We start from the raw sequence: 23902 nt of genomic DNA on the forward strand, positions 1-23902 counted from the left end.
CCGGGAGTAAGCCAGCCGTTGGCCAACCGTGACGTTACTGGGAGCCGTAGTCCTCGTTGTAGCGCGCGAGCACATCGTTGATCGGTCCGTCGAGTACGAGTTCACCCTTGTCGAGGTAGAGACCGCGCGTGCAGAAGCGCCGCAAGTCTCGCTCGTTGTGCGAGACGAAGAACAGTGTGCGGCCGCCCTTGAGTAGCTCCTCGATGCGGCCGTAGCACTTCTCTCGGAAGGCCTTATCGCCCACAGCGAGCACCTCATCCACCAGAATGATGGGCTCTTCGAGGCGCGAGATCACGGCGAAGGCGATGCGCACGCGCATCCCGCTCGAAAGATGCTTGTAGGGAGTATCGATAAAGCGCTTGATCTCAGCAAAGTCGATGATCTCGTCGAAGCGCTCGTTGATCTCGCTCCTGGTCATACCGTGCAGACCAGCCGTGAGGTAGACGTTGTCGCGCACGCTCAGGTCGTCAACGAATCCACCCGTGATCTCGATGAGCGGGGCAACGCCCTGGCCCACGTGAACAGTGCCTTCGTCGGCGAGCATGACCTCGGCCACGAGTTTGAGCAGCGTGGACTTGCCTTGACCGTTGCGGCCCACCACTCCGATGGCCTCACCAGCGGTCACATCGAAGCTCACGTTACGCAGAGCCCAAAACTCATCGGCACGCGCGCGGCGTTTGCGGCCGGCAAAAAGGTCTTTGAAGCTGCGGCGTGAGCGGCGGTTGAGGCGGAAACGGATGCCAGCATCCTCTACCCGAATGACACAGTCGTCAGTCATTAGATCTCCTTCAGCACGGCACGCTCGGTGCGCGTGAAGACGAGGACTCCGACACCCACAAGAATCAGGCTCATCAAGCCACCAATGAGTACCGCGTACCAATCGAGTTGTTCGGGAAAGAATGCGGCGCGGTAGAGCGAGAAGATTCCGGCGAGCGGATTGAAGGCGGCGAGACCGTCGAGGCCGAGCTTCGCAAGGTCGGGGATGCCATAAATGATCGGTGAGGCATAGAACAGAAAGCGAAGTGCAAGCTTCGTTGCCCGCTCAAGGTCGCGGAAGAACACGACAAGTGGCGCCACGATGAGCCCCACTCCGATGGTCAGGATCGCCTGCAGCAGCACGCCGAGCACGAAGTAGACGGCTTCCCAGTGCAACACAGCGCCGGTGGCGATGGCGAAGATGGCGAGCACGGGAAGGCTCGCGATGAACTCGATCCCCTTCGAGAGCACGAGTCGCGCCACCCAGATGGTGCGGGGGATCTTGGTGGACCGGATGAGCTTGGCTTCACGCAAATACGCGCGCGTGGCATCCGAAACGGCGCCGTTGAACCACATCCAGGGCAGCAGGGCCGTGAGCAGAAAGACGATGTAGGGCTGTTCGCCGACAGTGCGGTCAAAAACTTGGGTGAAGACGAACCAGTAAATGCCGGCCATGACCAAGGGGTCGAGGATGGACCACACATAGCCGAGGGCTGAGGTGGAATACCGCACGCGGAGGTCGCGCATTGTGAGCAACCAGAGGGTGCGGCGGTATCGGGTGAGGGGAGACCATGCAGATCGGCCCAGTGCTGTGTTCGCCACGCCCCTATAGTAAACGGGCAAATCGACAAACTGCCGCACTCATCCGCAGCAGAGTGAGCGATTCTTGGGTTTAACCAGCAACGTCCGCGCTGCACTCGGTGCCGGACGGACGAAACTGTGTGGCTCAGAGAGCCGAAAAGCGTGCTTAGACGAAGAGGTTGGCGCGCTCGAGGTCTTCGGCGAAGTCAACCTCAATGGCGTAGAGGTCTGAGATGTCGATGGGCTCGATGAGGAGGTTGTCTTCTTCGATAGCGAGCTCGATGCCGCGTTCGAAGTAGTCCTGATCGCCGACCTTCTTGAGGTGGCGCAGCAGGGTTGCCTTGGCATCGCGCGAGATGTAGTTGATTCCCACGGCCTCGCCCAGTCCGCCCTTGACGGTCTTGGAGAGTTCCTTGATGAAGCCCTCAGCGTCGGTCGTGTACTTGACCTCTTCGTCGGATACCTTCGCGGTGTTGACGCTGACGAATGACTGATCGCGCGCAACCATGGCTGCGGCACGCTCGAGAGCGGTGGGGTCGAAGACAACGTCGCCGTTCATCCAGAGCACTCCGCCAGGAGCGGATGCCTGAAGCGCACGCATGAGGCTCTTCGACGTGTTGGTCTGGTCGTACTGCTCGTTGTAAACGAACGATGCCTCGGGGAATGCCTCGATGATGTGCTCAAGCTTGTAGCCGACAACGATCGTGACCTTGACGTTGTTGCCGAAGGCGTGGTGGATGTTGTCGAACTGCTGCTTCATGATGGTGCGGCCATCACTGAGCTCAGTCAGGGGCTTCGGAAGCGAGCGGCCCAAACGGCTGCCCATACCGGCAGCTAAAATTACGACCTGTGTAGTCATGGTGGTCTCCTCAGTAGTTCTGGGGCTCGGGAACAGCGCATGGTTAACCTGCTGTTAACCCGAGATTGGCAAAATCGACACACCTTTGTGCGATAGTCAGGCTAACGGTGCTGCCCGAGAACTCCATAGATTTAACTGGGTTGTTGCCTATTTGTGATACACGCTCATTCTCACGGCAACTGCTTGGTAGGTTTGGACAGTGGAAAATGCCCAGACACCCGACGAGGGCAAGAAGACTGTTGAAACGCCGGTAACGAAGCCCGCGACCAGCACCCGAAAGCCGGCAACGGCCCGTGGTTCTCAAGCGAAATCGTCTGCTGCCAAGCCCTCAGCTTCTGCTACTCGTAAGCCTGCCGCCAAGAAGCCTGCAGCCCGTAAGACGCCTGCCCGCTCGACGAGCGCCGCCGCGACCAACGCGACGCCTGCTCCCGAAGAGACGACGGTTCCAAAGCCGTCATCAGTTGCGGCGAAGAGCGCTACCGCGAAGCCGGGCGCCGCCAAGCCGAGTGCTGCGGCAAAGCGCCCCGCGTCGAGGTCGTCGACTGCTGCCAGCGCTGGCGCAAAGACGTCGGCCACGAAGAACTCCAGAACCTCCAAGCCAGCCGCAGCCACGAAGCCCGCCTCGCGCGCTGCTGGCGCGAAGCCGGAGACCGTTGTCACCGCAGCCGAAGATGCCGAGCGCACCCTCACCAGCAGCGACCACAGTACGAGTGAGTCGTTGGATGTCGTAGTTGAGTCGCCCAGTGAGGCTGGCGCTACTGCCGGTGCTGCCGCTGCTGGCGCTACTGCGGCTGCTAGCGTTGCCGCGCCCAAGCCCGGAGCCCCGAAGCCCACGAGCCCCCGCTCTGCGTCGCCGAAGCCGACTGCCCCCGCTGTGGACGCTGCCGTCGCCGGCCGCGCTGCTGATGACGCTGAAGTCGTAGAAACCGCCGCCGTCGAAATCACCACTGACGGGGTATCCGAGACTGAGCCCGAGACCGCGCACGTCGATGCGCCTGACGCAGACACTGATGCCTCAAAGGTCGGCGTCGATGCCGATAACGCAGACGACATAGAAAGTTCTGCCGACGACACCGCGGATGCCACGGCAGACGCAAAAGACACCGACGAGGCGCCTGCCGCCGAAGAGAAGCCGGATGCTGTACTTGCCGGCCTGGCGCGCTTGCGCGCCCTCGCCTCGCAGTTTGCGGCCCCGGCCGCCGAAGCTGCCGCTCAGAAGGCTGCCGCGCAGAAGCTCGCAGACGAAAAGGCCGCCGCTGACAAAGCCGAGACCGACAAGTTTGAAGCGGAACGAGCTGAAGCCGAAAAGGCAGAAGCAGAAGCCGAAGCTGCAACTGCAGCCGAAAAGGCAGAAGCAGAAGCAGAGCGCGTTGAGGCTGAGCGTCTTGCGGCTGAGACGGCTGATGCTGATGTAACCGAAACTAAGGCTGACGCGAGCTCGATCGAGGCCAGCACAGTCGAGCTGCCAGCAGACGAGGTGCCCGCCGCGGAAGAAGACGCCGCCCAAGCGGATGCCGCGGCGTCAACGACGGCCGCGCCTGTAGAGGCAGAGACCGAGACTGCTGCGCCCGAGGACGAGAAACTCAGCTCGGACGCTCCGACGAATGTTGTCGAGCGCGAGAGCGATGACGTCGCAGTTCCCGAAACGGATGACGCGAGCGCAGCTCTGGTTGCCGTGGACGCCACCGTTTCTCATGGACTCGAAGCGACATCCGAAGATGTCGTCTTGCAGGTGAACGGACTCTCGAAGGACTTCGGCGACACGGTTGCTGTTGACGACATTCGCCTCAGCGTGCGCGCGGGAGTGTTCTACGGAATTGTTGGCCCCAACGGCGCCGGTAAAACCACGACGCTCTCGATGATCACCGGTTTGTTGCGCCCTGACTCGGGCAACGCGACCGTTAATGGTGTCGACGTGTGGGAATCGCCAGAGGTAGCCAAGCGCTCCATCGGCGTACTGCCCGATCGTCTGCGCATCTTCGACCGCCTTACCGGCTCGCAACTGCTCTACTACTCGGGAGTGCTGCGCGGTCTCAACTCGACCGAGGTGCGCAAACGGTCCGCCGACCTCGCGACGGCCTTCGGGCTCGACGACGTCATGGGGCGACTAGTCAGCGACTACTCGTCGGGAATGCTCAAGAAGGTTGCGCTCGCCGCCGCCATGATTCACTCGCCGCGACTGCTCGTGCTCGACGAACCGTTCGAATCCGTCGACCCGGTTTCGGCAGCAACCGTCACGCGCATCCTCAAGCAGTACGTCAACGCCGGCGGCACCGTACTGCTCTCGAGCCACCGCATGGAACTCGTGCAAAGCGTCTGCAGCCACGTCGCCGTCATCGTTGAAGGCAAGCTGCTTGCCGACGGCACCATCGACGAAGTGCGCAACGGAATGTCGCTCGAAGACCGCTTCGTACAGCTGACCGGTAAGAATTCCAGCGGGGGAGGGCTCGAGTGGTTAAGCAGTTTCTCCGACTGAAACTCACCCTCCTCGCGAACGTTTTTCGCCGGGGGCCGCTCGTAGCATCCGCCATGGGATTGGTGCTGATCTACAGCGCCGTACTCTTCCTGATCGCCATTTCTGCCGTAGCAAACCTGCGCAGCACCACCGTAGAAGTAGCAGGAGCGACCCTCGTGGTCTTCGGCTCAGCGGTACTCATCGGGTTCCTAGTGATGCCACTCGGCTGGAACGCGGATGACCCGCTCGACCCGCGCCGCTTCTCGTACCTGCCGCTGACTCGCATCAAGCTCGCAGCCCTGCTGCTGCTCGTCGGCGCTATCAGCATCCCCACCGTCATGCTGGTGGGGCTCACCATCGCGCAAATCGTCGCCTGGTCGGGAACCGTGGCATCCGCCCTCGTCTCGGTGCTTTCAGGGCTCATCGTGATCGCCACGGCGGTAGTCGGAGCTCGCCTCGCGAGCCTCATCGCCGCCCGCTACCTGAGCACCCGCCGCCTGCGCGAAGGCTTCGGCATCGTAGCGATCACCCTCGTGGTGGCCTCGCTACCGATCGCCGTGATGCTGGCGCTCGCCGACTACCAATCGCAAGTACTGCCCGTGATTCGACGAGTCGCCGCGGTTCTGGAATGGACGCCCCTCGGCGTCGCCTTTAGCGCGCCAGCATCGGCAGCAACCGGCGACAGCAGTGACGTCGTCGCCAAGCTCGCGATCGCCCTCGGGTTCCTCGCGATTCTCGCGGCCTGCTGGTACTTCCTCATGGGGTACGTTCTGGCCCGACCCGAACGCAGCGCCGTCGAAACATACCGTTCCGGCTTGGGCTGGTTCCGTCTCATGCCGGCAACGCCCCTCGGCGCAATCGCCGCCCGCAGCCTCAGCTACTGGGCTCGGGATGCACGCTACTTCGTTGCTCTCGCTGCAATCCCCATCATCCCCATCGGAATGGTGGCAGCGCTTCTCGTCGGCGGTATCGGTGCCGACGTTATCGCCTGGATTCCCGTGCCCGTCATGTGTTTGTTCCTTGGCTGGAGCGCACACAACGACGTCGCCCACGACAACACGGCACTCTGGACTCACGTCTCGGCCCACACGCGTGGTGCTGACGACCGCTGGGGTCGCATTGTCCCCAACCTCCTGGTCGGCATCCCGCTCGCCGTGGTCGGAAGCATCATTACGGTCGTGATCGTCGGCAACGACGAAGCGCTTCCCGGTTTGATCGGGCTCAGCCTCTGTGTGCTCTTCGCCGGGCTCGGCATCTCGAGCGTCAGCTCCGCCGCCTTCCCCTACGCAGCGCCGCTGCCCGGGCACGGTGCCTTCATCCAGCCTCAGGCCCTCGTCTCGAACGCGGCCACCGTGCAGTCCTTCACGTTCGCGCTCTCTATCCTGTTCGCGCTTCCCGTGCTCGCCGTAGTGTTCTTCAACCCCTTCACCGAACTGCAGCCACACTGGGCCGCGTTCATCGTCGGGGTACCGCTCGGTCTGCTCGTGCTCGTCATCGGCGTGTACTGGGGAGGACGCATCATGGTGCGCCGCGGCCCAGAGCTGCTGGCGCTCTCCTCACAAAACTGACCAACCCCCTGAGCCGTGTCAGCAGAATCACAGACACCAGCTCACCGCGACGGAAGTAGAATTGACCCATGGCTGACACCGATATCACTGGCGGCGGAACCGACACTCTCGACCGCGAACTCGAAGAACTGCTCAACCAAGAGCAGGTTGAAGAGGGCGACCACGAACGCTTTTCGCACTACGCACCCAAGAACAAGATCATGGAATCGGCGCTATCCGGCAAGCCGATCCGTGCGCTCTGCGGCAAGCTGTGGACGCCCGGTCGCGACCCCGAGAAGTTCCCGGTCTGCCCGACCTGCAAAGACGTTTACGAAAAGATGAAGCCCTAGCGATACAGCGTTGGCAACACGGGCTCGCCGCGAGAAAGCCGGAAGGCAGTCTGCGGTAGCTCGGCCATGGCATCCTCGCGGTGATCACGGGCGGCAAGCGTTCCGCCATCACCGAGCCACTGAGCATCCGCCGTTCCCGCCGTCATGAGCGGCACGATTAGTTCGCGGCCCTCGACCTCGGGCCGTGCATCCACGGTTTGATAGATCAGTTCGGATGACGCAACACCGTTCTCCATCGTGCGAATCGCCGCCTTGTGGCCGCCTACCGTCGCCTTGGCGGTGGACTTCTTGGCAACCGACACCCATTCGCCCGCGTCGTTGTGGTGAGCGACGAGTTTGTAGACCATGCCGGCGGCCGGGTATCCCGAACCGGTGACGACCGAGGTGCCAACGCCGAACGAGTCAACGGGCGCGGCGCGCAACGCAGCAATCGCGTGCTCATCGAGGTCGTTCGTGACGGTGATGCGAGTTTTTGTGGCGCCGAGTGAATCGAGCTGAGCGCGAACCGACGCAACCTGAGTGGCGAGGTCACCGGAGTCGATGCGCACCGCGCCAAGCCCGGTGCCGGCCACTTTCACCGCGAGCTCGACGGCGTTCTCGACGTCATAGGTGTCGACGAGCAGCGTGGTCGAGGGACCGAGCGCATCCACCTGGGCCTGAAAAGCTTCTTCTTCGGAGTCGTGCAGCAGTGTGAACGAGTGGGCGGCAGTGCCCATCGTTGGCACGCCCCAACTGCGCCCTGCTTCGAGGTTGCTGGTCGCGCTGAAGCCCGCGATATACGCAGCGCGAGCGGATGCCACAGCCGACCGTTCGCCCGTGCGCCGCGATCCCATCTCAGCGATGGGCCGCGCGCCGGCGGCAGACACCATGCGCGCCGCAGCGGATGCCACGGCCGAGTCGTAGTTCAGCACGCTGAGCGCAAGAGTTTCGAGCAGCACTGCCTCGGCGAAGGTGCCTTCGACGGTGAGTACGGGGGAGCCGGGGAAGTAGGCGTCGCCCTCGCGATACCCGCTGATGTCTCCCGTGAAGCGGTAGTTGGCAAGCCAGTCGATGGTCGTGGGGCTCACGATCGAATTGCGCGCCAGAAAGCCGAGCTCTTCGTCGCCGAAGCGGAACTCTTCGATCAGCTCGAGCAGGCGGCCTGTGCCAGCCACAATGCCGTAACGGCGGCTGTCAGGCAGGCGGCGGGCGAACACTTCGAACACACACTGGCGTTCGTGGCGGCCACTGCCGATTGCGGCGTCGAGCATGGTCAGCTCGTATTGGTCTGTTAGCAGAGCGGTACTCACCCGACCAGCGTACGCGACGGTCCCTCACCGTTGGCGGGGAGTCTTCGGGCATCCACCACTACGATTGAAGGCGTGACTGATGCACCCATTGGCGTTTTCGATTCCGGAGTCGGCGGCCTGACCGTAGCCCGCGCCATCATTGACCAGTTGCCGCACGAGTCCATCGTTTATGTCGGTGACACCCTTCACTCACCGTACGGACCCAAGCCGATAGCGGATGTTCGCCGCTACGCCCTCGAAGTCATGGACCGCTTGGTTGACGACGGCGTGAAGCTGCTCGTGATCGCGTGCAATACCGCCTCGGCAGCGATGCTGCGGGATGCCCGGGAGCGCTACACCGAGGCCTACGGCATCGAGGTGGTCGAAGTGATCCAGCCCGCGACGAGGGCGGCCGTGCGTCAGACCCGCAATCGCCGTGTCGGAGTGATCGGCACGACCGGCACCATCAAGTCGCGTGCCTATGAGGATGCCTTTGCTGCGGCATCCGACATCGAATTATTCACCCAGGCCTGCCCTCGCTTTGTCGAGTTCGTCGAAGCGGGAGTCACGACCGGGCCAGAAGTACTCGCCGTGGCGGAGGAATATCTTGCACCGCTCAAGGCCGCTGAGATCGACACTCTCGTGCTCGGGTGCACGCATTACCCTCACATTTCCGCGGCCATCCAGTACGTGATGGGTCGCGAAGTAACCCTCGTCTCGAGCGCCGAAGAAACCGCCTATGACGTGTACAGCACTCTCGTGGCGCACAACCTGCTGCGCGATTCCACTGAACCTGCCCGCCACACCTTCGAAGCCACCGGGCCCGACAAGCTTGGCTTCACGCGCCTCGCCTCGCGGTTCATGGGGCCCAACATTGTGCGCGTCGAAACTTTTGATACTGGCGTGATTAGCCTGCCCGACCTCAATTAGCGATCGGATGCCCGCCGCCCCGGTGGCGAGTAATCCGCTTTCGCGCCCACCCCACACCCCAGATTTCACCGAGAGAGAGAAGACAGATGTCACGTCACGACGGCCGCGAAAATAACGAACTGCGCAAGGTCACGATCGAGCGCGGATGGAGCGACCAGGCTGAAGGCTCCGCACTGATCTCGTTCGGTAAGACCAAGGTGCTGTGCACGGCATCCTTCACGAACGGCGTTCCGCGCTGGATGGCGGGCAAGGGTAAAGGCTGGGTTACCGCCGAGTACTCGATGCTTCCCCGCAGCACGAACAGCCGCATGGACCGTGAAGCCGTCAAGGGCAAGGTCGGCGGTCGCACCCACGAGATCTCGCGCCTCATCGGTCGCAGCCTGCGCGCTGTCGTCGACATGAAGGCTCTGGGCGAAAACACCATCGTGATCGACTGTGACGTACTGCAGGCCGACGGCGGCACCCGCACGGCAGCGATCACGGGTGCGTACGTAGCTCTCGCCGACGCCATCGAGTGGGGCCGTGAGAAGAAGTTCATCGGCAAGAACTCGAAGGCTCTCTTCGACTCGTTGGCTGCCGTGAGCGTCGGAATCATCGATGGTGAGCCCATGCTCGACCTCGCCTATGTCGAAGACGTTCGTGCCGAGACCGACATGAATGTTGTTGTCACGGGCCGCGGTCTCTTCGTGGAGGTTCAGGGCACCGCCGAAGGCGCACCCTTCGACCGCCGCGAACTCGACTCGCTGCTCGACCTCGCCATCGGGGGAGCTGCTGACCTCACCGCCCTCCAGGTTGCCTCACTCGCCGAGGGCGCTCCCGGCTCCGCTGCAGCAGGCAACTAGCCAATGCGCATCGTTCTCGCCACCCACAACGCTCACAAGGTCGCCGAGCTGCGCCGAATCCTCGGCCCCGCTCTCGACGGGCTCGAACTCGTTGCCTACGACGGCCCCGAGCCTGTCGAAGACGGCGACACCTTCCAAGCCAACGCGCTCATCAAAGCGCGGGCCGCGGCTGCCCACACCGGGTTGCCCGCGCTGGCAGACGACTCCGGAATCTGCGTTGATGCGCTGGGCGGTGCCCCCGGCATCCACTCGGCTCGGTATGCCGGAACGCGCAACGACGTCGACAACCTCGAACTGCTGCTGACGAACATGGAGGGTGTGGATGACCGCGCCGCCCAGTTCGCGTGCGCTGCCGCCTTTGTGGTTCCCGGCGACGAGCCGCACGAGTTCGTGGAACTCGCGCTCTGGCCGGGAACCGTGGCGCGCGAGCGCAGTGGCTCGGAAGGCTTCGGTTACGACCCGATTTTCTGCCCCGACGGCCAGCCCGGTACCTCGGCAGATCTCACTTCTGACCAGAAGGATGCTCTCAGTCACCGAGCGCAAGCATTCGCCGCGATCATGCCGGTAGTGCGCACGCAACTGCTCGGCGACAAGCAGTGAAAGGCCAGCGGTCGAGCGGAGCGACACAACAACGTAGGGTTGAGGCGTGTCTGAACATGATGATCCCCACGCCGTTGACCTTGCTCTCCCTATTGCAGCCCGCATTGCGGCTGCCAGCGAGCGGCACGGCGAAGACACCGTAGTCGAGCGCGCCGTCTCCCTCATCGAGGGCAACAACGAGGGTAAAGAGTTCTTGCTCGTCGTCGGTGGCGAGCACGCTCAGGGCATCCTCGATGGTGCTCCCGTGCTGTACTGGCCCGAACTGTGGGGCACGCGTGCGCTCTTGCACGCCTGGAACGACAGTGCTGCGGATGCCGTACGCGCCGCTCTCACTAACCAAGCGTGGCGTGTACGCGAGATGGCAACGCGTGTTGTTGCTACTCGTCGCGTCGACGCTCACGACGAACTTGTGGCGCTCCTCGAGGACGACACTGCTCGTGTGCGCGCCTCCGCGGCTCGCGCCCTCGGTACCGTCGGATCTCTCGACGACGTTGAAGTGATTTCGGCCCTCGTCAAGGATGAAGACATTGAGGTGCGTCGCGCAGCTCAGCAGGCCGTTACCACTATTCGCAAGCGTTCGCCGAAGCCGTAACCAGCGCCGGAGCCGTAACCCGCGCTTCAGTCGCAACCTGCGCTGAGCAGTAACCAGCTCTTCAGCGCTAGCTCGTGCCGAGCATCCGGCGGCGTTGTTAGTCGTCGAGGTTTTGGTCGAAGTCTTTGGGGTGCAAGGCGAGAGCCTCGGCCTCGTCATCGTTGAGCGTATCTGGCTGGCCGGCTTCGCGTGCCTTCTTCGCTTGGTGTGACGAGCGAAAGTAGTGGAACGCGGTCGGCAGCACCGTGAGGGTGACGGCCGCGAGCAAAATGAGGTCGATGTACTCGACGATGAAATCGCTGAGCCACGGGATGTAGCCCAGGAGGTACCCGCCGAACGTGAGTCCGGAGCCCCACGTGAGAGCACCGATCGCGTTGTAGAGCGAGTACTTGCGGTAGTCCATGTGGCCGACACCAGCGGCGACGGGGGCGAAGGTTCGCACGATGGGAACGAAGCGAGCGAGGATGACCGCGGCGCCGCCGAAACGGGCGAAGAAGGCGTTGGTGCGGCGCACATTTTCTACGCTGAAGAGCCCGGTTTCTTTGCGTTCGAACACTTTAGGGCCGAGTTTGTGTCCGATGAGATAGCCGACTTCTCCGCCGAGGAACGCCGCAAGGCTGATGGCCAAACAGACCCACCAGATGTCGAACTCGATTACGCCGGCAAAGGTGAGAACACCTGTGATGAGCAAGAGGGTGTCGCCGGGGAGGAAGAATCCCACGAGAAGCCCGGTCTCGGAGAACACAATGAGGGCAACGCCGAGCAGCGCGAATGCCCCGAACCCGGTGATCAGGTTTTGGGGATCGAGCCACGGTATGAGGGCTGTGCCTACCAAGAGGTTCTCCAGAATCGTCGGCTAGGTGCGCGTAGTCGGCGACAGTAGCTATGTATCTCACAGAGTAACGGGTGCTGAGGGGGCTTCGCTGTGGGGAATACCCCCGGATCTCGGCGGGAAGCTGACCAGGCAGCATCAGGTCGCTAGACGTCGTGTGTTGTGCGGAAGGCGGGACTTGAACCCGCACGCTCGAAAGCACAGGAACCTAAATCCTGCGTGTATACCAATTTCACCACTCCCGCTGGCCGGTCAATCTTAGCGCGAGATTGAGCAACCGCGAATCACCTATGACGTAGCTACATTTTTGCTGTGCACGGCCCCGCCGACCCCGCAATCCTCGTGTTTTATGGGGCGGAGGGTGTAATTTAAGAAGTGTCTTCCCTATGGAGAACAACGTCCGCGACTGCGCCTTCCCAGGGCCACCAAGAGCAACAGCTTGCGCAGCGCACGAAGCAAGGAGAGCGACATTACCGTTCACGAGCTCCAATCGAGCCTTTTCACTGTCGACGCCGCCATGGCTGCTGAGATTCGTACCGCTGCTGAGCGCATTACCGCGCATCCTAACGAGAACCCGGATGACTTCGGTCGCCAGGCTCTCGCTGCGGCTTTCAGCCTGCCTGAAGAGGTCCGTGCCGCTGTTCTGAATTTTGCTGAGGTTGGCTCTGAAGCCGGCATCATGGTTGTGCGTGGCCTGTACGTCGATGAAGACCTCACAGACACCCCGCTGAACAACAAGAGCGGCCTCGGCGCTGGCACCGTTTTTGCAAAAGAAATGGGAATGCTTGCCCACCTTCTCGGAAGCATGGTTGCTTACGAGGCAGAGGGCAACGGCCACCTCATCCAAGATATGGTCCCCAACCCCAAGCTTGCTGTAACTCAGCAGTCGCAGGGCTCGAAGGTGGAGCTCGAAGCTCACACCGAGCAGTGCTTCTCTGACTTCAAGCCTGACTACGTCATCCTCGGTGCCCTTCGCGGCGACGAGAATGCCAAGACCTACGCTTTCTCGGGTCGCAAGCTGGTGGCAAACATGACTCCTGAAGAGGTTGCCAAGCTGCGCCAGCCGCTGTGGGCTACCACGATCGACGAGTCGTTCCAGCCGTACATTCCGAACCCGGATGACGTACGCGGGCCGTTCCCCATCTTGCGTGGGCCAGAAGACGACCCGTACATTCTGGTTGACCAGGACCTCATGCACGGCATCACGGCAGAAGCTCAGCGACTGCTCGCCAAGGTCGTCGAAACCTACATTGAGCACCGCGACGCCCACGTGCTTCAGCCGGGCGACCTGCTCATGCTCGACAACCTGCGCGCCATGCACGGTCGTTCAATGTACGAGCCCCGCTTTGACGGCAAGGACCGTTTCATCGCTCGTGGCTTCGTTGTTCGCGACCGCCGCAAGCTCTGGCCTCAGCTGCTCGACGACCGCCGCACCCTTGCTGCGGTTCACAGCTAAGAGGCTCAGCGAAAGCTAGCTAGTTCGTTACGACGCGGGTCGTCTGCTCCGGCAGGCGGCCCGCGTTTGTGCGTTTCGGGGCGATAGCAAGGAAGAGCGCGGCGACCGCAAAGAGTTGCCCGGCGATGCTGAGAAGCATGCCGGGGCCTGCCGCATCCGCACCGCTCACGAAGAAGGTGTCGGCGAGTCCCATGCCCATGGAGAAGCCGGCAAACCAGTGGAAGAAGATCGCAACGCTCAGAATTACACAATTGATGATGAGCATCCCGCGAATGGTGATGATGTTCGCGAAAGTGGGCAACGCCGTGAGGCCTGCGAAAGCGAGTGCGACGAGAGGCCAGAAGATAGCCCAAATCCACGGCAATGGGTCGGGCCCGAGTTCTCCCGCTGCGGCCATGGCGGCGTAGATTTCGTCGAGCGTGAGCCCGGGTGCCTTGGCAAGCGGGTTCCAGATGTAAATATTCAGGATTCCGATCGTGACTACGGCCATCATTGCCAAGACGGCACCGGCGCTAATCAGCAATCGCGTTCGACGCGAGAGCGGCGCGGTCGCCGACGGATCGAGCGTGTAGCGGCGGTCCTCGACCGTCTCTGCGGTGGCCTCTCGCGCCAGCTGTGAACGAGTGCTCCATGCGGCTGTGATCGCGAACCCTGTCATGACAGCGGCGAACGCGAGAAGCACGATCGCAAAAACTCCGACAGCGGCACCAACGACGGTGACTAAGACGGGAAACTCTGCCGGAGGTGTGCCGATTGCGCCGTAGCTGCCAAATAGGTACTGGTTGGCTCCGAGGAGGGCGGAGCTCAGAAAGGCAGCGATGGCCCAGCGTGCGAACTGGGCGGAGGTCAACGGCAACGCGATCATTCGCACAGCCTAAGCGCGAAGCATCCGAAGTCAAGGATTATTCAGCCGAGAGGGCGAGTCGGGTAACTCACCCGCCCGCTCGGCTGGAAATCGTAAAGACGGTGCGAACTACTTGGTGTGACGGCCGCGCAAGCGAGCGAAGAAACCGCGCGGGGCGGGTGCGGGTGCCGGAGCGCCCATTTCGTCGCTAGTGGCACCCGGGAGCACCCGCAGGATGTTCATGAGGCTCAGTGCGGCGAGCAGTGAGTTCGCGGCGACTTGCTCGGTCTCGGCGATGGCGGAGAGTTCCTTTGCCGACAACGGTGCGTGGCTGAGGATGGATGTCATCCGCAGCTGGTCTGCATCGTGCGGGAGGCTCGTCATGTTGGGCCAGCGGCGCAGACGGTAACGAGCGCCGTCGGTGAGCCACGGAGCCGCAGCGTGAGCGTAGCCGGTGGTGCCGATCATCCACAGCAATGGGTTCAGGTCAAAGCCAGCGCCGGTGGGCATGATGACTTCTTCGCGAACGTGGGTGCGGATGCTGATGTCGGTGGGGAACATCGGAAAGTCAGCCAGTTCGGCCTTCCACCAGTACGCGCGCTCCGAAACGTCGATAACGAGCATCGGGAAGCTGGGCGAGGTGATGGCAAGAACGGTCGGCTGAGCGCTACTTGCGGCCACCTTGATGGCTTCAGCAACCGGGGCCCACTCCGAGGTGATGGCGGTGAGGTCAGAGTCGTCGTCGTTGTCGCGGTAGCCCACGGTGGGCTCTCCAGCGCTCGCGGAATCGACGGCGGTCTCGGCCAACGGTGCCTCAAGCTCGCGGAGCGTGCTGGCGAGGTTGGGCTCGGGTGTCGTCTCGCGGGCGGTCGGCGTGGAGGCGGCGACGCGTTGAGGTTCTTCGTCGAACTCGACCTCGGTCGGGTCGGCAAATTCGACGTCGACCAGCTGGTGCACGAGCGGTGCGCGTGCTCCAGAGATCTCGTCGGTCCACGTGTGGTTGTCCCACCAGCGCAGCTGAGGGAGGCCAAGCGGGTCGGGGTACCAGCCGGCGGGGATATTTGTTGTGTAAGTAGTCATCTTCACGCCTCCTGCGTGAATTCTGATGCAATGCCGAGGGTGCATTGCGGTCAAGCTTTCTCGGGTAAAAATCCTCGAGTCAGGAAATGATCTGCGGGTTAGACGGTGATCACACCTGTTCGTAGTTCCTGGTCCTACTGCGGGTTATTCGGGTGGTGCGTGCTCTGGTTATTCGGATGGTGCGGGTTGCGGGTTTGGTTTTACTTTGCCATCAGCAGGGTGTTGAGCCTTCGCGCGGTGCGCCGCGCGGCGGTCAGTGACGTGCCGATGGTGGCTTTGTCGGTGAACAGGGCTGCGAGCACCAGCGGGTGATCTTCGACTCGCACCTGAACGACGTGGCCCTGTTCGGCCGCGACGATAACGAACTCGTTGTCTCCGAGTCGCAATTCTCGAGCGACAGCATCGGCGAGAGCCTGGGTCGAACTGGCCATGCTCGCGAAACGATTGCTGTCGAATTCCTTTCCCGCCACGTTTACGACGCTGAATCCATCCTCCGTGAGGAGCGAGGCATAGCGAAGAGACGGGGCAAGACTGCGGAGTCCACTGAGAGCGAGTTCGCCTCGGGAGATGTACTTGGGGTCAAGGTGGGTGACGATGCTCATCGTGCCCTCCTAGAAAGTGTTGGCGCGATCGCTTGCTTGAGCTCAACGTTGGCAACGAGAGTCATCAGCAGCACGGTCATGTCGGCGTTGGAGCGGCCATCTACCGTGAAGACCGGGATCATGACGTCGGGCATTTCGTCGGCCAGCGCGTTCGCGTATTCCTCAATGAGGGCGGTGGGCACGAGGTCGGCGCGGGTGAGCCCGATGACGATTCCGCCACGCTCGTAGAGAGCGAAGAACTCTTTGACGTACTCGATGGCGGTCTCGACCGGGTTTTCGGCATCCGCATTGACGAGCAGGATCACGCCTTCAGCACGCTCGGCAAGGATCGTCCACATGAAGTCGAAACGCTTCTGGCCGGGAACGCCGTAGAGGCGAACTTTTTCAGCCTCGTTGACGCTGATCTCTCCGTAGTCGAGAGCGACGGTGGTGGTGGCTTTGGCGGCGGCCGCTTGGTCGCTATTCGTAGCCTCGGTACTCACGACTTCGATCTCGCTGAGGGCGCGGATGGCAGTTGTCTTTCCGGCGCCCATGGGGCCGGCAAACAGTATGACGTGCTCTGACATCTGATCCTCCCCCCAGGAGTTCGTTCCACGGTTCTCTACGGTTCTTGCTTACTGAAGCATGCAAGCCCCCGAAGCGGGGTAGTAGACCCCCATTTGGGTGTCGTTCGAAATAGTCCGCATAAATGCTGACCAGAACGTTCTGTCTGTCCCCTCAAAACGTGCCGTGTTTTCAGGGGTTTCGGGCGTTTTGCTAGACCAATTTTTCACTGGTCTCGACGTTCGCGGCGTTCGCCAGCGGGTGCCACTGACGGCTTTCGAGATGGGATTTGTGCCCCGACAATGGCGGTGAGCGCGAGGGCAAAACCGAGTAGTTGAAGCGGGCTGAAACGTTCACCGAGAAGCAGGGCGCCGAGCAGCGCGGCGGTGAGTGGTGAGAGCAGTCCGAGCACGGCGAGCGACGCGATCGGCACGATACGAATGCCGCGGAACCAGAGCGTGTACGCCACGATGCCGCCGACGATCCCGAGCCAGGCGTAGCCGGCAATCGCGGGACCGGTGATGCTGCCGGGAATGCCTTCGGCGAGCAGGGTGATCGGCAGCAAGAAGAGTCCGCCCGCGGTGAGGAGCCAGCCTGCGTAACTGAGCGCAGAAACTGCCGGCGGCTTACCCCAGTGCTTGGAGAGGATTAGGCCGAGGGCCATGGATGCGGTGCCGCCGAGTCCGGCGATCAAGCCGATGGTGTCGAGCTGGGCACTCGCTCGCAGCACGACGAGCGCCACGCCGAGGGCTCCGACGAGGCCCCATGCAACGAGCCGCCACGGGGCGCTCTGGCGCAGGATGACGACGATCAGCACCGCAACGATGAGGGGTTGGGCGGCGCCGAGAGTGGCGGCAACCCCGCCCGGCAGTCGATAGGCGGCGATAAAGAGCGAGGGGAAGAATGCTCCGATGTTGAGTACGCCAAGCACGAGTGACTTCCACCACCACGCACCCTGCGGGAGTTGTCGCGTGAGGGCGAGGGCGATCAGGCCGGCAGGGAGAGCGCGAACTAGGGAGGCGTACAGCGGATGCCCGTCGGGCAGTAGTTCGGTCGTGACGATGTAGGTCGTGCCCCACGCGATAGGTGCGATCGCAGTGATGAGGGTGTCGCGCAAGTGCATTGGAAGTCCTCAATGTTCAATAATTCAACGTTAAACAATCTAGAGGGTTATGCTGGAACCGTCAAATAGTTCAACGTTGAAAGATCGAGAAACCATGACAGACAGCGTCGACCGCATCCTTGCCCAGTGGGCCACCGTGCGCCCAGAGCTCGACGTGAGCGCCATGGGCGTGCTCGGTAGGCTCTCGCGCCTCACGCGGCTGCTCGAGCGAGCGCAAAGCGATGTCTTCGAAGCGCACGGTTTGCAACCGGGGGAGTTCGACATCCTTGCCACTCTGCTGCGAACGGATGCCGGCCCACGCGGACTCACCGCTGGCGCGCTCACCGACAGCGCGATGGTCACCTCGGGCGCGATCACCAATCGACTCGACCGCCTCGTGACCAAGGGGCTCATCTCACGCGAAACTGACCCGGAGAACCGGCGCACTGTTCGCGTTGCTCTTACGCCTCACGGCGCTGAAGTGATTGAGGGCGCGCTCGCCGCCCACTTTGAGAACGAAGAACGGCTGCTGCAGTCGCTCGGTGGCGATGAGCGCGACCAGCTCGCGAGGCTACTCAGCGGGTTGCTCAGCGCGCACGAAAGCGACGCCGGCTAGAGGGCGTAGCGCGCGTACTGTTCGCGAATGACGGGACGGTGGTCGGATGCGGGCTCCGCGACGGTGGCGATTGTCCAGTCGGGGCGCGTGCCGTCGAGCACCCACGCCGCCTGAGCTGCGGCGCCGAGGGCGACGTACTCTCCGGGCTCGGGAACCATAACCGGCACGGCGAAGACCTGCGACGCGATCGTTGAGACGGCAGGATTCTGCGCCGCTCCACCGATGAGGAGGATTCGCTCGGCGGTGACTCCCTGGCCCACGAGAGCGTCAAGGCCATCCGCGAGACCGCACAGCAGCCCCTCGATGGCGGCGCGCGCGAGTGATGGCCGTGTCGTAGAGGCGAGCGTCATGCCGAACAAGGTTGCCGTGGCATCCGGCAAGCCCGCCATCTGCTCGTGGCTAACTTCGGGGTTCACGCCGAACAGTTCAGGGCGCTCGAGGGTTTCGATGAACGCAATGGCGTGACCGACGGTCGACAGCAAGATATCATCACGCGGCTCGTTGGGCTTGGGCTCAATAGCGAAGCGGATGTCGTAGCCCTTTTCGGTGACATAGTCACCAAAACAGGTTGAGAGCTTCGCGGTAGCGCTCCAGAGCGGAGCGCACGTCTTTCGCGGAGTCGTACTCTGCTCCCTCGCGGCCGCCCCACATGACGAAGGTCTTAGCGCCCAGCTCTACGCCGAGTTCAAGCTGACGCATGGCCTTGCGCCTGGCGAAGCGGCGAACGTCGCGATCATTGGAGGTGAAGCCGCCAGCTTTAAACACGGGCGCACTGAAGAGGTTGGTGGTGAGCATCGTCACAATGAGGCCGGTGTCGCTGCGGTCGCAATCTTGGCGCTCACCTTTCCAGCTTTCTGCGTACCGCGGAACCCGATCATCCTGATCATCTTCGCCGTGGTGTTCGACGTCATGAGCAAGCGTCGTGCCGGGCGTCGCTAGTCTTAGCATCAACGTTTTATTGCCAACCGAGTGGAACCGCCCGTGAACCAGAACACCCCGCCCTCGTCGTCGCTGCCGTCGCCGACCGGCACGGGAGGGCGCGGCGATCGCACTCGGCGGCACAATCTGTCGCGCGTGCTGACCCTGCTTCATCGTGGGGCTCAGCGCCGCTCACAGTTGACCTCGCAGACGGGGCTCAACCGCTCGACTATTGCGGCGCTCGTGGCCGAACTTACCGAGTTGGGTTTGGCGTACGAAAGTGAGCCAGATCCCACTCGGCAGGTCGGTCGCCCGTCGCCGATGGTGAACGCGGATGCTCGCACGGTGGCCATTGCGGTCAACCCCGAGATCGACGCCATCACCGTCGGGGTCGTAGGGCTCGACGGTTCGCTCTTGAAGCGCATCCGCTATGAGACGGAGGAGCCGCCGACTGTTTCGCAGTTCGTCAAGATCTCCAGCGTGATCATCGAAAGCTTGCGGGGCGAGTACGAAACGACGGGGCGCATCGTGGGGATCGGCGTTGCTGCTCCTGGTCTGGTGCGCGTCGAAGACGGCCTCGTGCGCTGGGCGCCTCACCTTCACTGGCGCGATGAACCCGTGAGCGAACTGCTTGCTGAAGCAACCGGTTACCCCGTCTCCACCGCCAACGACGCGAGTGTGGGTGCGCTCGGCGAGCACATCTACGGCGCCGGCCGCAACATCGATGACCTCATCTACCTCAATGGTGGTGCCAGCGGTATCGGTGGCGGCATCATCAGCGGCGGGCGGCCCCTCACCGGTCGTGCCGGCTATGCGGGAGAGTTTGGCCACGTTCGCGTCGAGAACGGTACTGCCGAGAAAGGCACGCGTGAAGAGGGAAGCCTCGAGACCGAAGTGAACCGCGCCGACTTGCTGCAGGCTCTTGGCCTCACCAACGTTGATTCCGAAACTCTGGATGCTGCACTGCGCGAATCCACGGATCCTGCGGTGAGCGCGCTCGTGCACCGACAGCTGCTGTCGCTCGGCACGTCGCTGCGCAACGCAGTGAATGTATTGAATCCTGAAGTGATTGTGCTCGGCGGTTTCTTGGCATCCATCTTCGCGTTTGATCCCGAGTTTTTGATTGAGCGGGTGCGCAGCCAGTCGCTCGAAGCATCGTTCGAGGGCGTGCAGATTGTGCCGGCTCAACTCGGTGCGGACCTGCTCATGATCGGCGCGGCCGAGCTCGCTTTCGCTGCGCTCCTCGAAGACCCCGCGGCGCTCTAGTTCTTTCTTGACGTAACCTCGGGATAGTTTCGGCCAAATCGAAGCTCCCGGTCTTAGGGTTGCAAGATGAACTCCGATTACCGCGATTCTGGTCTCGTTTTTCCGCCGAACTTCATCGTCGGCTCCGCGACGGCGGCGTATCAAGTGGAGGGCGCTGCGCGTGATGGCGGGCGCACCGAATCTATCTGGGATACCTTCAGCCACACCCCGGGCAAGACCTGGAACGGCGACACCGGCGATGTTGCCGACGACCACTACTACCGGCTCGAATCCGACCTAGATCTCATGGCCGAGCTGGGGCTCGGCGCCTACCGTTTCTCCATCTCGTGGCCGCGCTTTCAGCCGGGCGGGCAAGGGCCGATCAACCCGGAAGGAGTGTCGTTCTACTCGCGTCTTGTCGACGGATTGCTGAGCCGCGGCATCCGCCCCATCGCTACTCTGTATCACTGGGATTTGCCGCAAGAACTTGAGGATGAGGGCGGCTGGCCTGAGCGCGATACTGCCATGTGGTTCGCCGAATATGCCGAGCTCGCGGCCACTGCCCTGGGCGATCGCGTGCACACGTGGACAACCCTCAACGAGCCCTGGTGCTCCGCCTACTTGGGCTACGGTTCGGCCTCGCACGCGCCCGGTCGCACGAGTGATGCTGACGCGCTGGCCGCAGTGCACCACCTCAATCTGGCCCACGGAATGGCCGTGCCGCGCATCCGTGCCGCCGCGACGAATTCGCCAGAAGTGTCGGCGACGCTCAACTTTCACGTGATTCGCGGTGAGGATGCCGAGGCCAAGCGTCGCATTGATGCGCTCGCGAACCGCGCCTTCACGAGCCCGATGCTGCTCGGTCGCTACGACGACGACTTCATTGCCGACACGAGCGAGGTGACCGATTGGTCGTTCGTTCACGCGGGCGATTTGGCGACCATCCATCAGCCCCTCGATTTCTTGGGCGTCAACTACTACTCCACGGTCACGGTGAAGATGTGGGATGGCGTGAGCGAGCGGGCGATGAACGATGGTCACAAAGACATGGGTGGTTCCGCTTGGCCGGGCAGCCGTAATGTCGAGTTCTTGCCGCAGGACGGCCCGTACACGGCGATGAACTGGAACATTGCCCCCGATGGTCTTGAAGAGTTGCTGGTTGATCTGAGCGAGCGGTTCCCTGACCTGCCGTTGATGATCACCGAGAACGGTGCTGCATTTGACGACGAGGTGACAGATGGTCGGGTGCACGATGCCGACCGGGTCGACTATCTCAACCGGCACTTCACGGCCGCGCACCGAGCGATGCAGCGCGGGGTGAACCTGCAGGGGTATCTCGTGTGGTCGCTGCTCGACAACTTTGAGTGGGGCTACGGCTACTCGAAGCGCTTCGGAATCGTGCGCGTCGACTACGACACTCAAGAGCGCATCGTGAAAGACAGTGGGCTGTGGGTTTCTGAGGTCGCGAAGAACAAGGCAATGCCGGCGCTGAACTAGCGCGCGAACTGGCTAGCGGCCTAGCGGCCTAGCGAGAGGCCGAGTCAGCGCGCCAGCTCCGCGCGACGAATGTGCGAGCGGGCGTGCTCGATCGCGGGCTCGAGCTCTTCGAACAGGTGGTTCGGATGCCGCAGCGAGCGGATCACGCCGAGCCGCTGCAGCACATCCCGGTGTTCGGGGCGGATGCCCTTGATGATCACGGTCACGCCGCGGCGTTCGAGGGCAGTGATGAGTTCGGTGAGGGTGTGCGCGCCAGTTGCGTCGATCAGGTGCAGTTGCGAGAGGCGCACGATCACGACTTCGATGCCCTGATGCTCGTTAATGCGGTCGATGAGGCGTTCGGCTGCTCCGAAGAACAGGGACCCGTCGATGCGGAAGAGGGCGATGCGTTCGTCACCGGGCTCGGGGGAGCCGGGGAGTTCTTCGCGGTGCACGCCGCTGGCTTTGCTGAGGGCGCGGAGAGCGAAGAAGGCGGCGACGGCGATGCCGATGCCGACGGCGATGATGAGGTCGAAGCTCACGGTGATAATGCCCGTGATCACGAACACGGCGGCTTCGGCCTTGCCAGTGCGCATCATGGTCTTGATGAGGGTGGGGGAGACCATGCGGGCGGCGGTCGCCATGAGTACGCCCGAGAGTGCGGCGAGAGGGATCACGGCCACGACTAGAGCGGCGAGGTAAACGACGATCAGCAGGGCGAGGGCGTGCACGATGGTGGAGGCGCGAGTGCGAGCCCCGGAGCGCACGTTCACGGCAGTGCGAGCGATCGCACCGGTGGCCGGCATCCCGCCAAAGAAGCTGGAGGCGATGGAAGCGAGCCCCTGGCCGACGAGCTCGCGGTCGGCGTTGTAGGGCCCGGTGTCAGACATGCTGGCAGCGACGCGGGCGGAGAGCAACGATTCGATCGCGGCGAGGGCGGCGACGGCGAACGCCGGTCCGATGAGCGCGGTGAAGTCGAAGTCGAACGAGGGAACGGCGGGTGCGGGCAAGGAAGCGGGGAGTTCGCCAATGGTCGTCAGCGGCAAGTTGAGGGCTTGAGCGGCAATCGTGACAACGACAATGGCGATGAAGGAGGCGGGCAGGCGGCCGCTGATGCGGGTGAGCAGCAGCATGATCGCGATCACGGCGGCGGCAACGCCGAGGGGGAGCAAGGCAGCGGGCCACTCGGCAGCACCGATGAAGGCGCCGGCGGCGAGCACGGCGTTGGTGGGGTGTTCGGTGCCTTCGGTGCCGAGCGCGGAGGGCACTTGTTGAAGGAAGATGATGATGCCGATGCCGACCGTGAAGCCTTCGATCACGGGCCAGGGGATGTAGCTGACGGTGCGGCCGAGGCGTAGCACGCCGGCGACGACCACGATGATTCCTGCGAGCAGGGTGACGATGGCGACGGCTTCAACACCGTGGCTGACGACGATGGGGGCGAGCACCACGACCATGGCGCCGGTGGGGCCCGAAACCTGCACGTTGGAGCCACCGAAGACGGCAGCGACGATGCCGGCGACGATCGCGGTGATGAGCCCGGCTTCAGCACCGACTCCGGAGCTCACTCCAAAGGCGAGCGCGAGGGGGAGGGCGACTATGCCGACGGTGACACCAGCGAGCAGGTCTCCGCGCCAGCTGGTGCGCAGTTCGCGGTAGTCACTCAGGCTAGGGAGCAGGGTGCGCCAGGAGCGTTTCATCGAGCATCCGGAATCGCAGGAAGACTGTTCACAAGCTCACGTTGGCTGTCGGCGTCGGTAAGAATTTCGCCGAGCAACACGCGCGCTACGCGCAGCAGTTCGGCGATCTGGGGGAGGGCGAGGCGGTAGTAGACGACACTCGCGCGGCGGTCAGAAACGACGAGGCCGTAGCGGCGCAGCACTGAAAGATGTTGCGAGAGGTGGGATGCTTCGAGCCCGGTCTCGGCAAGCATGTCGGCGACGGATGCTTCATCAGCGGCCGACAAAATCTCGAGCACCCGGATGCGGTACGGATGCGCGAGCCCTTTGAAGAGGTTCGCCTTGATTTCGTAGAGCGGCCTGCGCTCATCGAGAACGACCATTGCTGTGCTCCTGATCGCTGCGTGTGGTGTGGGTGCGCTGCGGCAGCAAGTAATCAGCCACTTGCTGAATTGATGTAATCATCATATCAGTTTTGCGGGCGCGCGAGTGGGGAGCGATCGGGAGCC

The 23902-nt window shown here is 62.8% G+C and carries 23 protein-coding genes, 1 tRNA gene and 1 pseudogene; 11 read left to right on the plus strand and 14 right to left on the minus strand.

Annotation, left to right across the window (positions count from 1 at the left end; all coding sequences use genetic code 11):
• Positions 1–34 precede the first annotated feature (34 nt).
• From ACWTV1_RS10530 to ACWTV1_RS10540, 3 genes are all read right to left on the minus strand, one after another.
• Positions 35–778, minus strand: coding sequence for an ABC transporter ATP-binding protein (locus ACWTV1_RS10530; RefSeq protein WP_498505283.1), 744 nt, complete (start codon positions 776–778; stop codon positions 35–37).
• A complete protein-coding gene (locus ACWTV1_RS10535) occupies positions 778–1578 on the minus strand; it encodes an ABC transporter permease (protein WP_189621942.1) in 801 nt (266 codons plus the stop codon). Before ACWTV1_RS10535 ends, ACWTV1_RS10530 begins: the two co-directional genes overlap by 1 nt.
• A 145-nt stretch (positions 1579–1723) precedes the next feature.
• Complete coding sequence (locus tag ACWTV1_RS10540; RefSeq protein ID WP_100389811.1) at positions 1724–2416, minus strand: phosphocholine cytidylyltransferase family protein; 693 nt, start codon at positions 2414–2416, stop codon at positions 1724–1726.
• 199 nt (positions 2417–2615) lie between these two features.
• Here ACWTV1_RS10540 and ACWTV1_RS10545 point away from each other — a divergent pair, with 199 nt between their 5' ends.
• The 3 genes from ACWTV1_RS10545 (at position 2616) to ACWTV1_RS10555 (ending at position 6768) form a co-directional block, all read left to right on the plus strand.
• A complete protein-coding gene (locus tag ACWTV1_RS10545; protein WP_498505284.1) occupies positions 2616–4892 on the plus strand; it encodes an ABC transporter ATP-binding protein in 2277 nt (758 codons plus the stop codon).
• Entirely contained in the window at positions 4868–6439 is a 1572-nt protein-coding gene (locus ACWTV1_RS10550; protein WP_498505285.1) for a hypothetical protein, read from the plus strand. Before ACWTV1_RS10545 ends, ACWTV1_RS10550 begins: the two co-directional genes overlap by 25 nt.
• 68 nt (positions 6440–6507) lie before the next feature.
• Entirely contained in the window at positions 6508–6768 is a 261-nt protein-coding gene (locus ACWTV1_RS10555) for a DUF3039 domain-containing protein (protein ID WP_100389813.1), read from the plus strand.
• Here the strand turns inward: ACWTV1_RS10555 and ACWTV1_RS10560 are convergent.
• Positions 6765–8018, minus strand: a complete 1254-nt coding sequence (locus ACWTV1_RS10560) for a nicotinate phosphoribosyltransferase (RefSeq protein WP_425355805.1) — start codon at positions 8016–8018, stop codon at positions 6765–6767. The genes ACWTV1_RS10555 and ACWTV1_RS10560 overlap by 4 nt on opposite strands.
• A 111-nt stretch (positions 8019–8129) precedes the next feature.
• Between ACWTV1_RS10560 and murI the strand changes: the two genes are divergently transcribed.
• From murI to ACWTV1_RS10580, 4 genes are all read left to right on the plus strand, one after another.
• Positions 8130–8966 (plus strand): glutamate racemase, encoded by an 837-nt coding sequence (gene murI / locus ACWTV1_RS10565; protein ID WP_498505286.1) that lies wholly within the window; start codon positions 8130–8132, stop codon positions 8964–8966.
• An 86-nt stretch (positions 8967–9052) separates the two neighbouring features.
• Positions 9053–9808 (plus strand): ribonuclease PH, encoded by a 756-nt coding sequence (rph, locus tag ACWTV1_RS10570; RefSeq protein WP_498505287.1) that lies wholly within the window; start codon positions 9053–9055, stop codon positions 9806–9808.
• Positions 9809–9811: 3 nt separating this feature from the next.
• Positions 9812–10408: an RdgB/HAM1 family non-canonical purine NTP pyrophosphatase gene (gene rdgB, locus ACWTV1_RS10575; RefSeq protein ID WP_498505288.1), complete on the plus strand. Its 597-nt coding sequence runs from the start codon at positions 9812–9814 to the stop codon at positions 10406–10408.
• Between the two features lie 46 nt (positions 10409–10454).
• The gene (locus ACWTV1_RS10580) at positions 10455–11000 is read left to right on the plus strand and encodes a HEAT repeat domain-containing protein (protein ID WP_498505289.1); all 546 of its coding nucleotides are present in this window, start codon (positions 10455–10457) and stop codon (positions 10998–11000) included.
• A 97-nt stretch (positions 11001–11097) separates the two neighbouring features.
• Here ACWTV1_RS10580 and ACWTV1_RS10585 read toward each other — a convergent pair whose 3' ends face one another.
• Entirely contained in the window at positions 11098–11835 is a 738-nt protein-coding gene (locus ACWTV1_RS10585; protein WP_498505290.1) for a DedA family protein, read from the minus strand.
• A 160-nt stretch (positions 11836–11995) separates the two neighbouring features.
• A tRNA-Leu gene (locus tag ACWTV1_RS10590) sits at positions 11996–12077 on the minus strand.
• Between the two features lie 194 nt (positions 12078–12271).
• On the opposite strand from ACWTV1_RS10590, the gene ACWTV1_RS10595 reads away from it, so the two are divergent.
• Positions 12272–13288, plus strand: a complete 1017-nt coding sequence (locus ACWTV1_RS10595; protein WP_205030382.1) for a TauD/TfdA family dioxygenase — start codon at positions 12272–12274, stop codon at positions 13286–13288.
• Between the two features lie 19 nt (positions 13289–13307).
• On the opposite strand, the gene ACWTV1_RS10600 is transcribed toward ACWTV1_RS10595, so the two are convergent.
• From ACWTV1_RS10600 to ACWTV1_RS10620, 5 genes are all read right to left on the minus strand, one after another.
• Positions 13308–14153 carry a hypothetical protein gene (locus tag ACWTV1_RS10600; RefSeq protein ID WP_498505291.1) on the minus strand — a complete coding sequence of 282 codons (846 nt, stop codon included), beginning with the start codon at positions 14151–14153 and terminating at the stop codon, positions 13308–13310.
• A gap of 108 nt (positions 14154–14261) precedes the next feature.
• Complete coding sequence (locus ACWTV1_RS10605; RefSeq protein WP_498505292.1) at positions 14262–15212, minus strand: DUF2510 domain-containing protein; 951 nt, start codon at positions 15210–15212, stop codon at positions 14262–14264.
• Between the two features lie 200 nt (positions 15213–15412).
• Positions 15413–15814 (minus strand): roadblock/LC7 domain-containing protein, encoded by a 402-nt coding sequence (locus ACWTV1_RS10610; protein WP_498505293.1) that lies wholly within the window; start codon positions 15812–15814, stop codon positions 15413–15415.
• Positions 15811–16380, minus strand: coding sequence for a GTP-binding protein (locus tag ACWTV1_RS10615; protein ID WP_100389825.1), 570 nt, complete (start codon positions 16378–16380; stop codon positions 15811–15813). Before ACWTV1_RS10615 ends, ACWTV1_RS10610 begins: the two co-directional genes overlap by 4 nt.
• Before the next feature lie 203 nt (positions 16381–16583).
• Positions 16584–17480, minus strand: a complete 897-nt coding sequence (locus tag ACWTV1_RS10620; RefSeq protein ID WP_498505294.1) for an EamA family transporter — start codon at positions 17478–17480, stop codon at positions 16584–16586.
• 94 nt (positions 17481–17574) lie between these two features.
• On the opposite strand from ACWTV1_RS10620, the gene ACWTV1_RS10625 reads away from it, so the two are divergent.
• Entirely contained in the window at positions 17575–18075 is a 501-nt protein-coding gene (locus ACWTV1_RS10625) for a MarR family winged helix-turn-helix transcriptional regulator (protein ID WP_498505295.1), read from the plus strand.
• On the opposite strand, the pseudogene ACWTV1_RS10630 reads toward ACWTV1_RS10625, so the two are convergent.
• Positions 18072–18894 (minus strand): annotated as a pseudogene (locus ACWTV1_RS10630) (FGGY-family carbohydrate kinase); the annotation flags it as partial. The gene ACWTV1_RS10625 and the pseudogene ACWTV1_RS10630 sit on opposite strands and share 4 nt — an antisense overlap.
• A gap of 162 nt (positions 18895–19056) precedes the next feature.
• Here ACWTV1_RS10630 and ACWTV1_RS10635 point away from each other — a divergent pair.
• The gene (locus ACWTV1_RS10635; protein WP_498505296.1) at positions 19057–20259 is read left to right on the plus strand and encodes an ROK family protein; all 1203 of its coding nucleotides are present in this window, start codon (positions 19057–19059) and stop codon (positions 20257–20259) included.
• 66 nt (positions 20260–20325) lie between these two features.
• Entirely contained in the window at positions 20326–21735 is a 1410-nt protein-coding gene (locus tag ACWTV1_RS10640) for a GH1 family beta-glucosidase (protein WP_498505297.1), read from the plus strand.
• A 44-nt stretch (positions 21736–21779) separates the two neighbouring features.
• Here the strand turns inward: ACWTV1_RS10640 and ACWTV1_RS10645 are convergent, their stop codons facing one another.
• Together ACWTV1_RS10645 and ACWTV1_RS10650 are read right to left on the minus strand one after the other, a co-directional pair.
• Positions 21780–23414 carry a SulP family inorganic anion transporter gene (locus ACWTV1_RS10645; RefSeq protein ID WP_498505298.1) on the minus strand — a complete coding sequence of 545 codons (1635 nt, stop codon included), beginning with the start codon at positions 23412–23414 and terminating at the stop codon, positions 21780–21782.
• A complete protein-coding gene (locus tag ACWTV1_RS10650) occupies positions 23411–23776 on the minus strand; it encodes an ArsR/SmtB family transcription factor (RefSeq protein WP_498505299.1) in 366 nt (121 codons plus the stop codon). The genes ACWTV1_RS10645 and ACWTV1_RS10650 overlap by 4 nt, the downstream gene beginning before the upstream one ends.
• Positions 23777–23902: the final 126 nt, after the last annotated feature.

It is taken from the genome of Salinibacterium sp. VpJ6, from assembly GCF_059767345.1.

What these genes read in the sequence shown, in the direction of transcription:
- ACWTV1_RS10530 (WP_498505283.1), bottom strand. Translation starts at nt 778, where the DNA reads ATGACTGACGACTGTGTCATTCGGGTAGAGGATGCTGGCATCCGTTTC.
- ACWTV1_RS10540 (WP_100389811.1), bottom strand. Translation starts at nt 2,416, where the DNA reads ATGACTACACAGGTCGTAATTTTAGCTGCCGGTATGGGCAGCCGTTTG.
- ACWTV1_RS10555 (WP_100389813.1), top strand. Translation starts at nt 6,508, where the DNA reads ATGGCTGACACCGATATCACTGGCGGCGGAACCGACACTCTCGACCGC.
- ACWTV1_RS10560 (WP_425355805.1), bottom strand. Translation starts at nt 8,018, where the DNA reads ATGCTCGACGCCGCAATCGGCAGTGGCCGCCACGAACGCCAGTGTGTG.
- rph (WP_498505287.1), top strand. Translation starts at nt 9,053, where the DNA reads ATGTCACGTCACGACGGCCGCGAAAATAACGAACTGCGCAAGGTCACG.
- rdgB (WP_498505288.1), top strand. Translation starts at nt 9,812, where the DNA reads ATGCGCATCGTTCTCGCCACCCACAACGCTCACAAGGTCGCCGAGCTG.
- ACWTV1_RS10600 (WP_498505291.1), bottom strand. Translation starts at nt 14,153, where the DNA reads ATGATCGCGTTGCCGTTGACCTCCGCCCAGTTCGCACGCTGGGCCATC.
- ACWTV1_RS10605 (WP_498505292.1), bottom strand. Translation starts at nt 15,212, where the DNA reads ATGACTACTTACACAACAAATATCCCCGCCGGCTGGTACCCCGACCCG.
- ACWTV1_RS10610 (WP_498505293.1), bottom strand. Translation starts at nt 15,814, where the DNA reads ATGAGCATCGTCACCCACCTTGACCCCAAGTACATCTCCCGAGGCGAA.
- ACWTV1_RS10615 (WP_100389825.1), bottom strand. Translation starts at nt 16,380, where the DNA reads ATGTCAGAGCACGTCATACTGTTTGCCGGCCCCATGGGCGCCGGAAAG.
- ACWTV1_RS10620 (WP_498505294.1), bottom strand. Translation starts at nt 17,480, where the DNA reads ATGCACTTGCGCGACACCCTCATCACTGCGATCGCACCTATCGCGTGG.
- ACWTV1_RS10625 (WP_498505295.1), top strand. Translation starts at nt 17,575, where the DNA reads ATGACAGACAGCGTCGACCGCATCCTTGCCCAGTGGGCCACCGTGCGC.
- ACWTV1_RS10640 (WP_498505297.1), top strand. Translation starts at nt 20,326, where the DNA reads ATGAACTCCGATTACCGCGATTCTGGTCTCGTTTTTCCGCCGAACTTC.
- ACWTV1_RS10645 (WP_498505298.1), bottom strand. Translation starts at nt 23,414, where the DNA reads ATGAAACGCTCCTGGCGCACCCTGCTCCCTAGCCTGAGTGACTACCGC.
- ACWTV1_RS10650 (WP_498505299.1), bottom strand. Translation starts at nt 23,776, where the DNA reads ATGGTCGTTCTCGATGAGCGCAGGCCGCTCTACGAAATCAAGGCGAAC.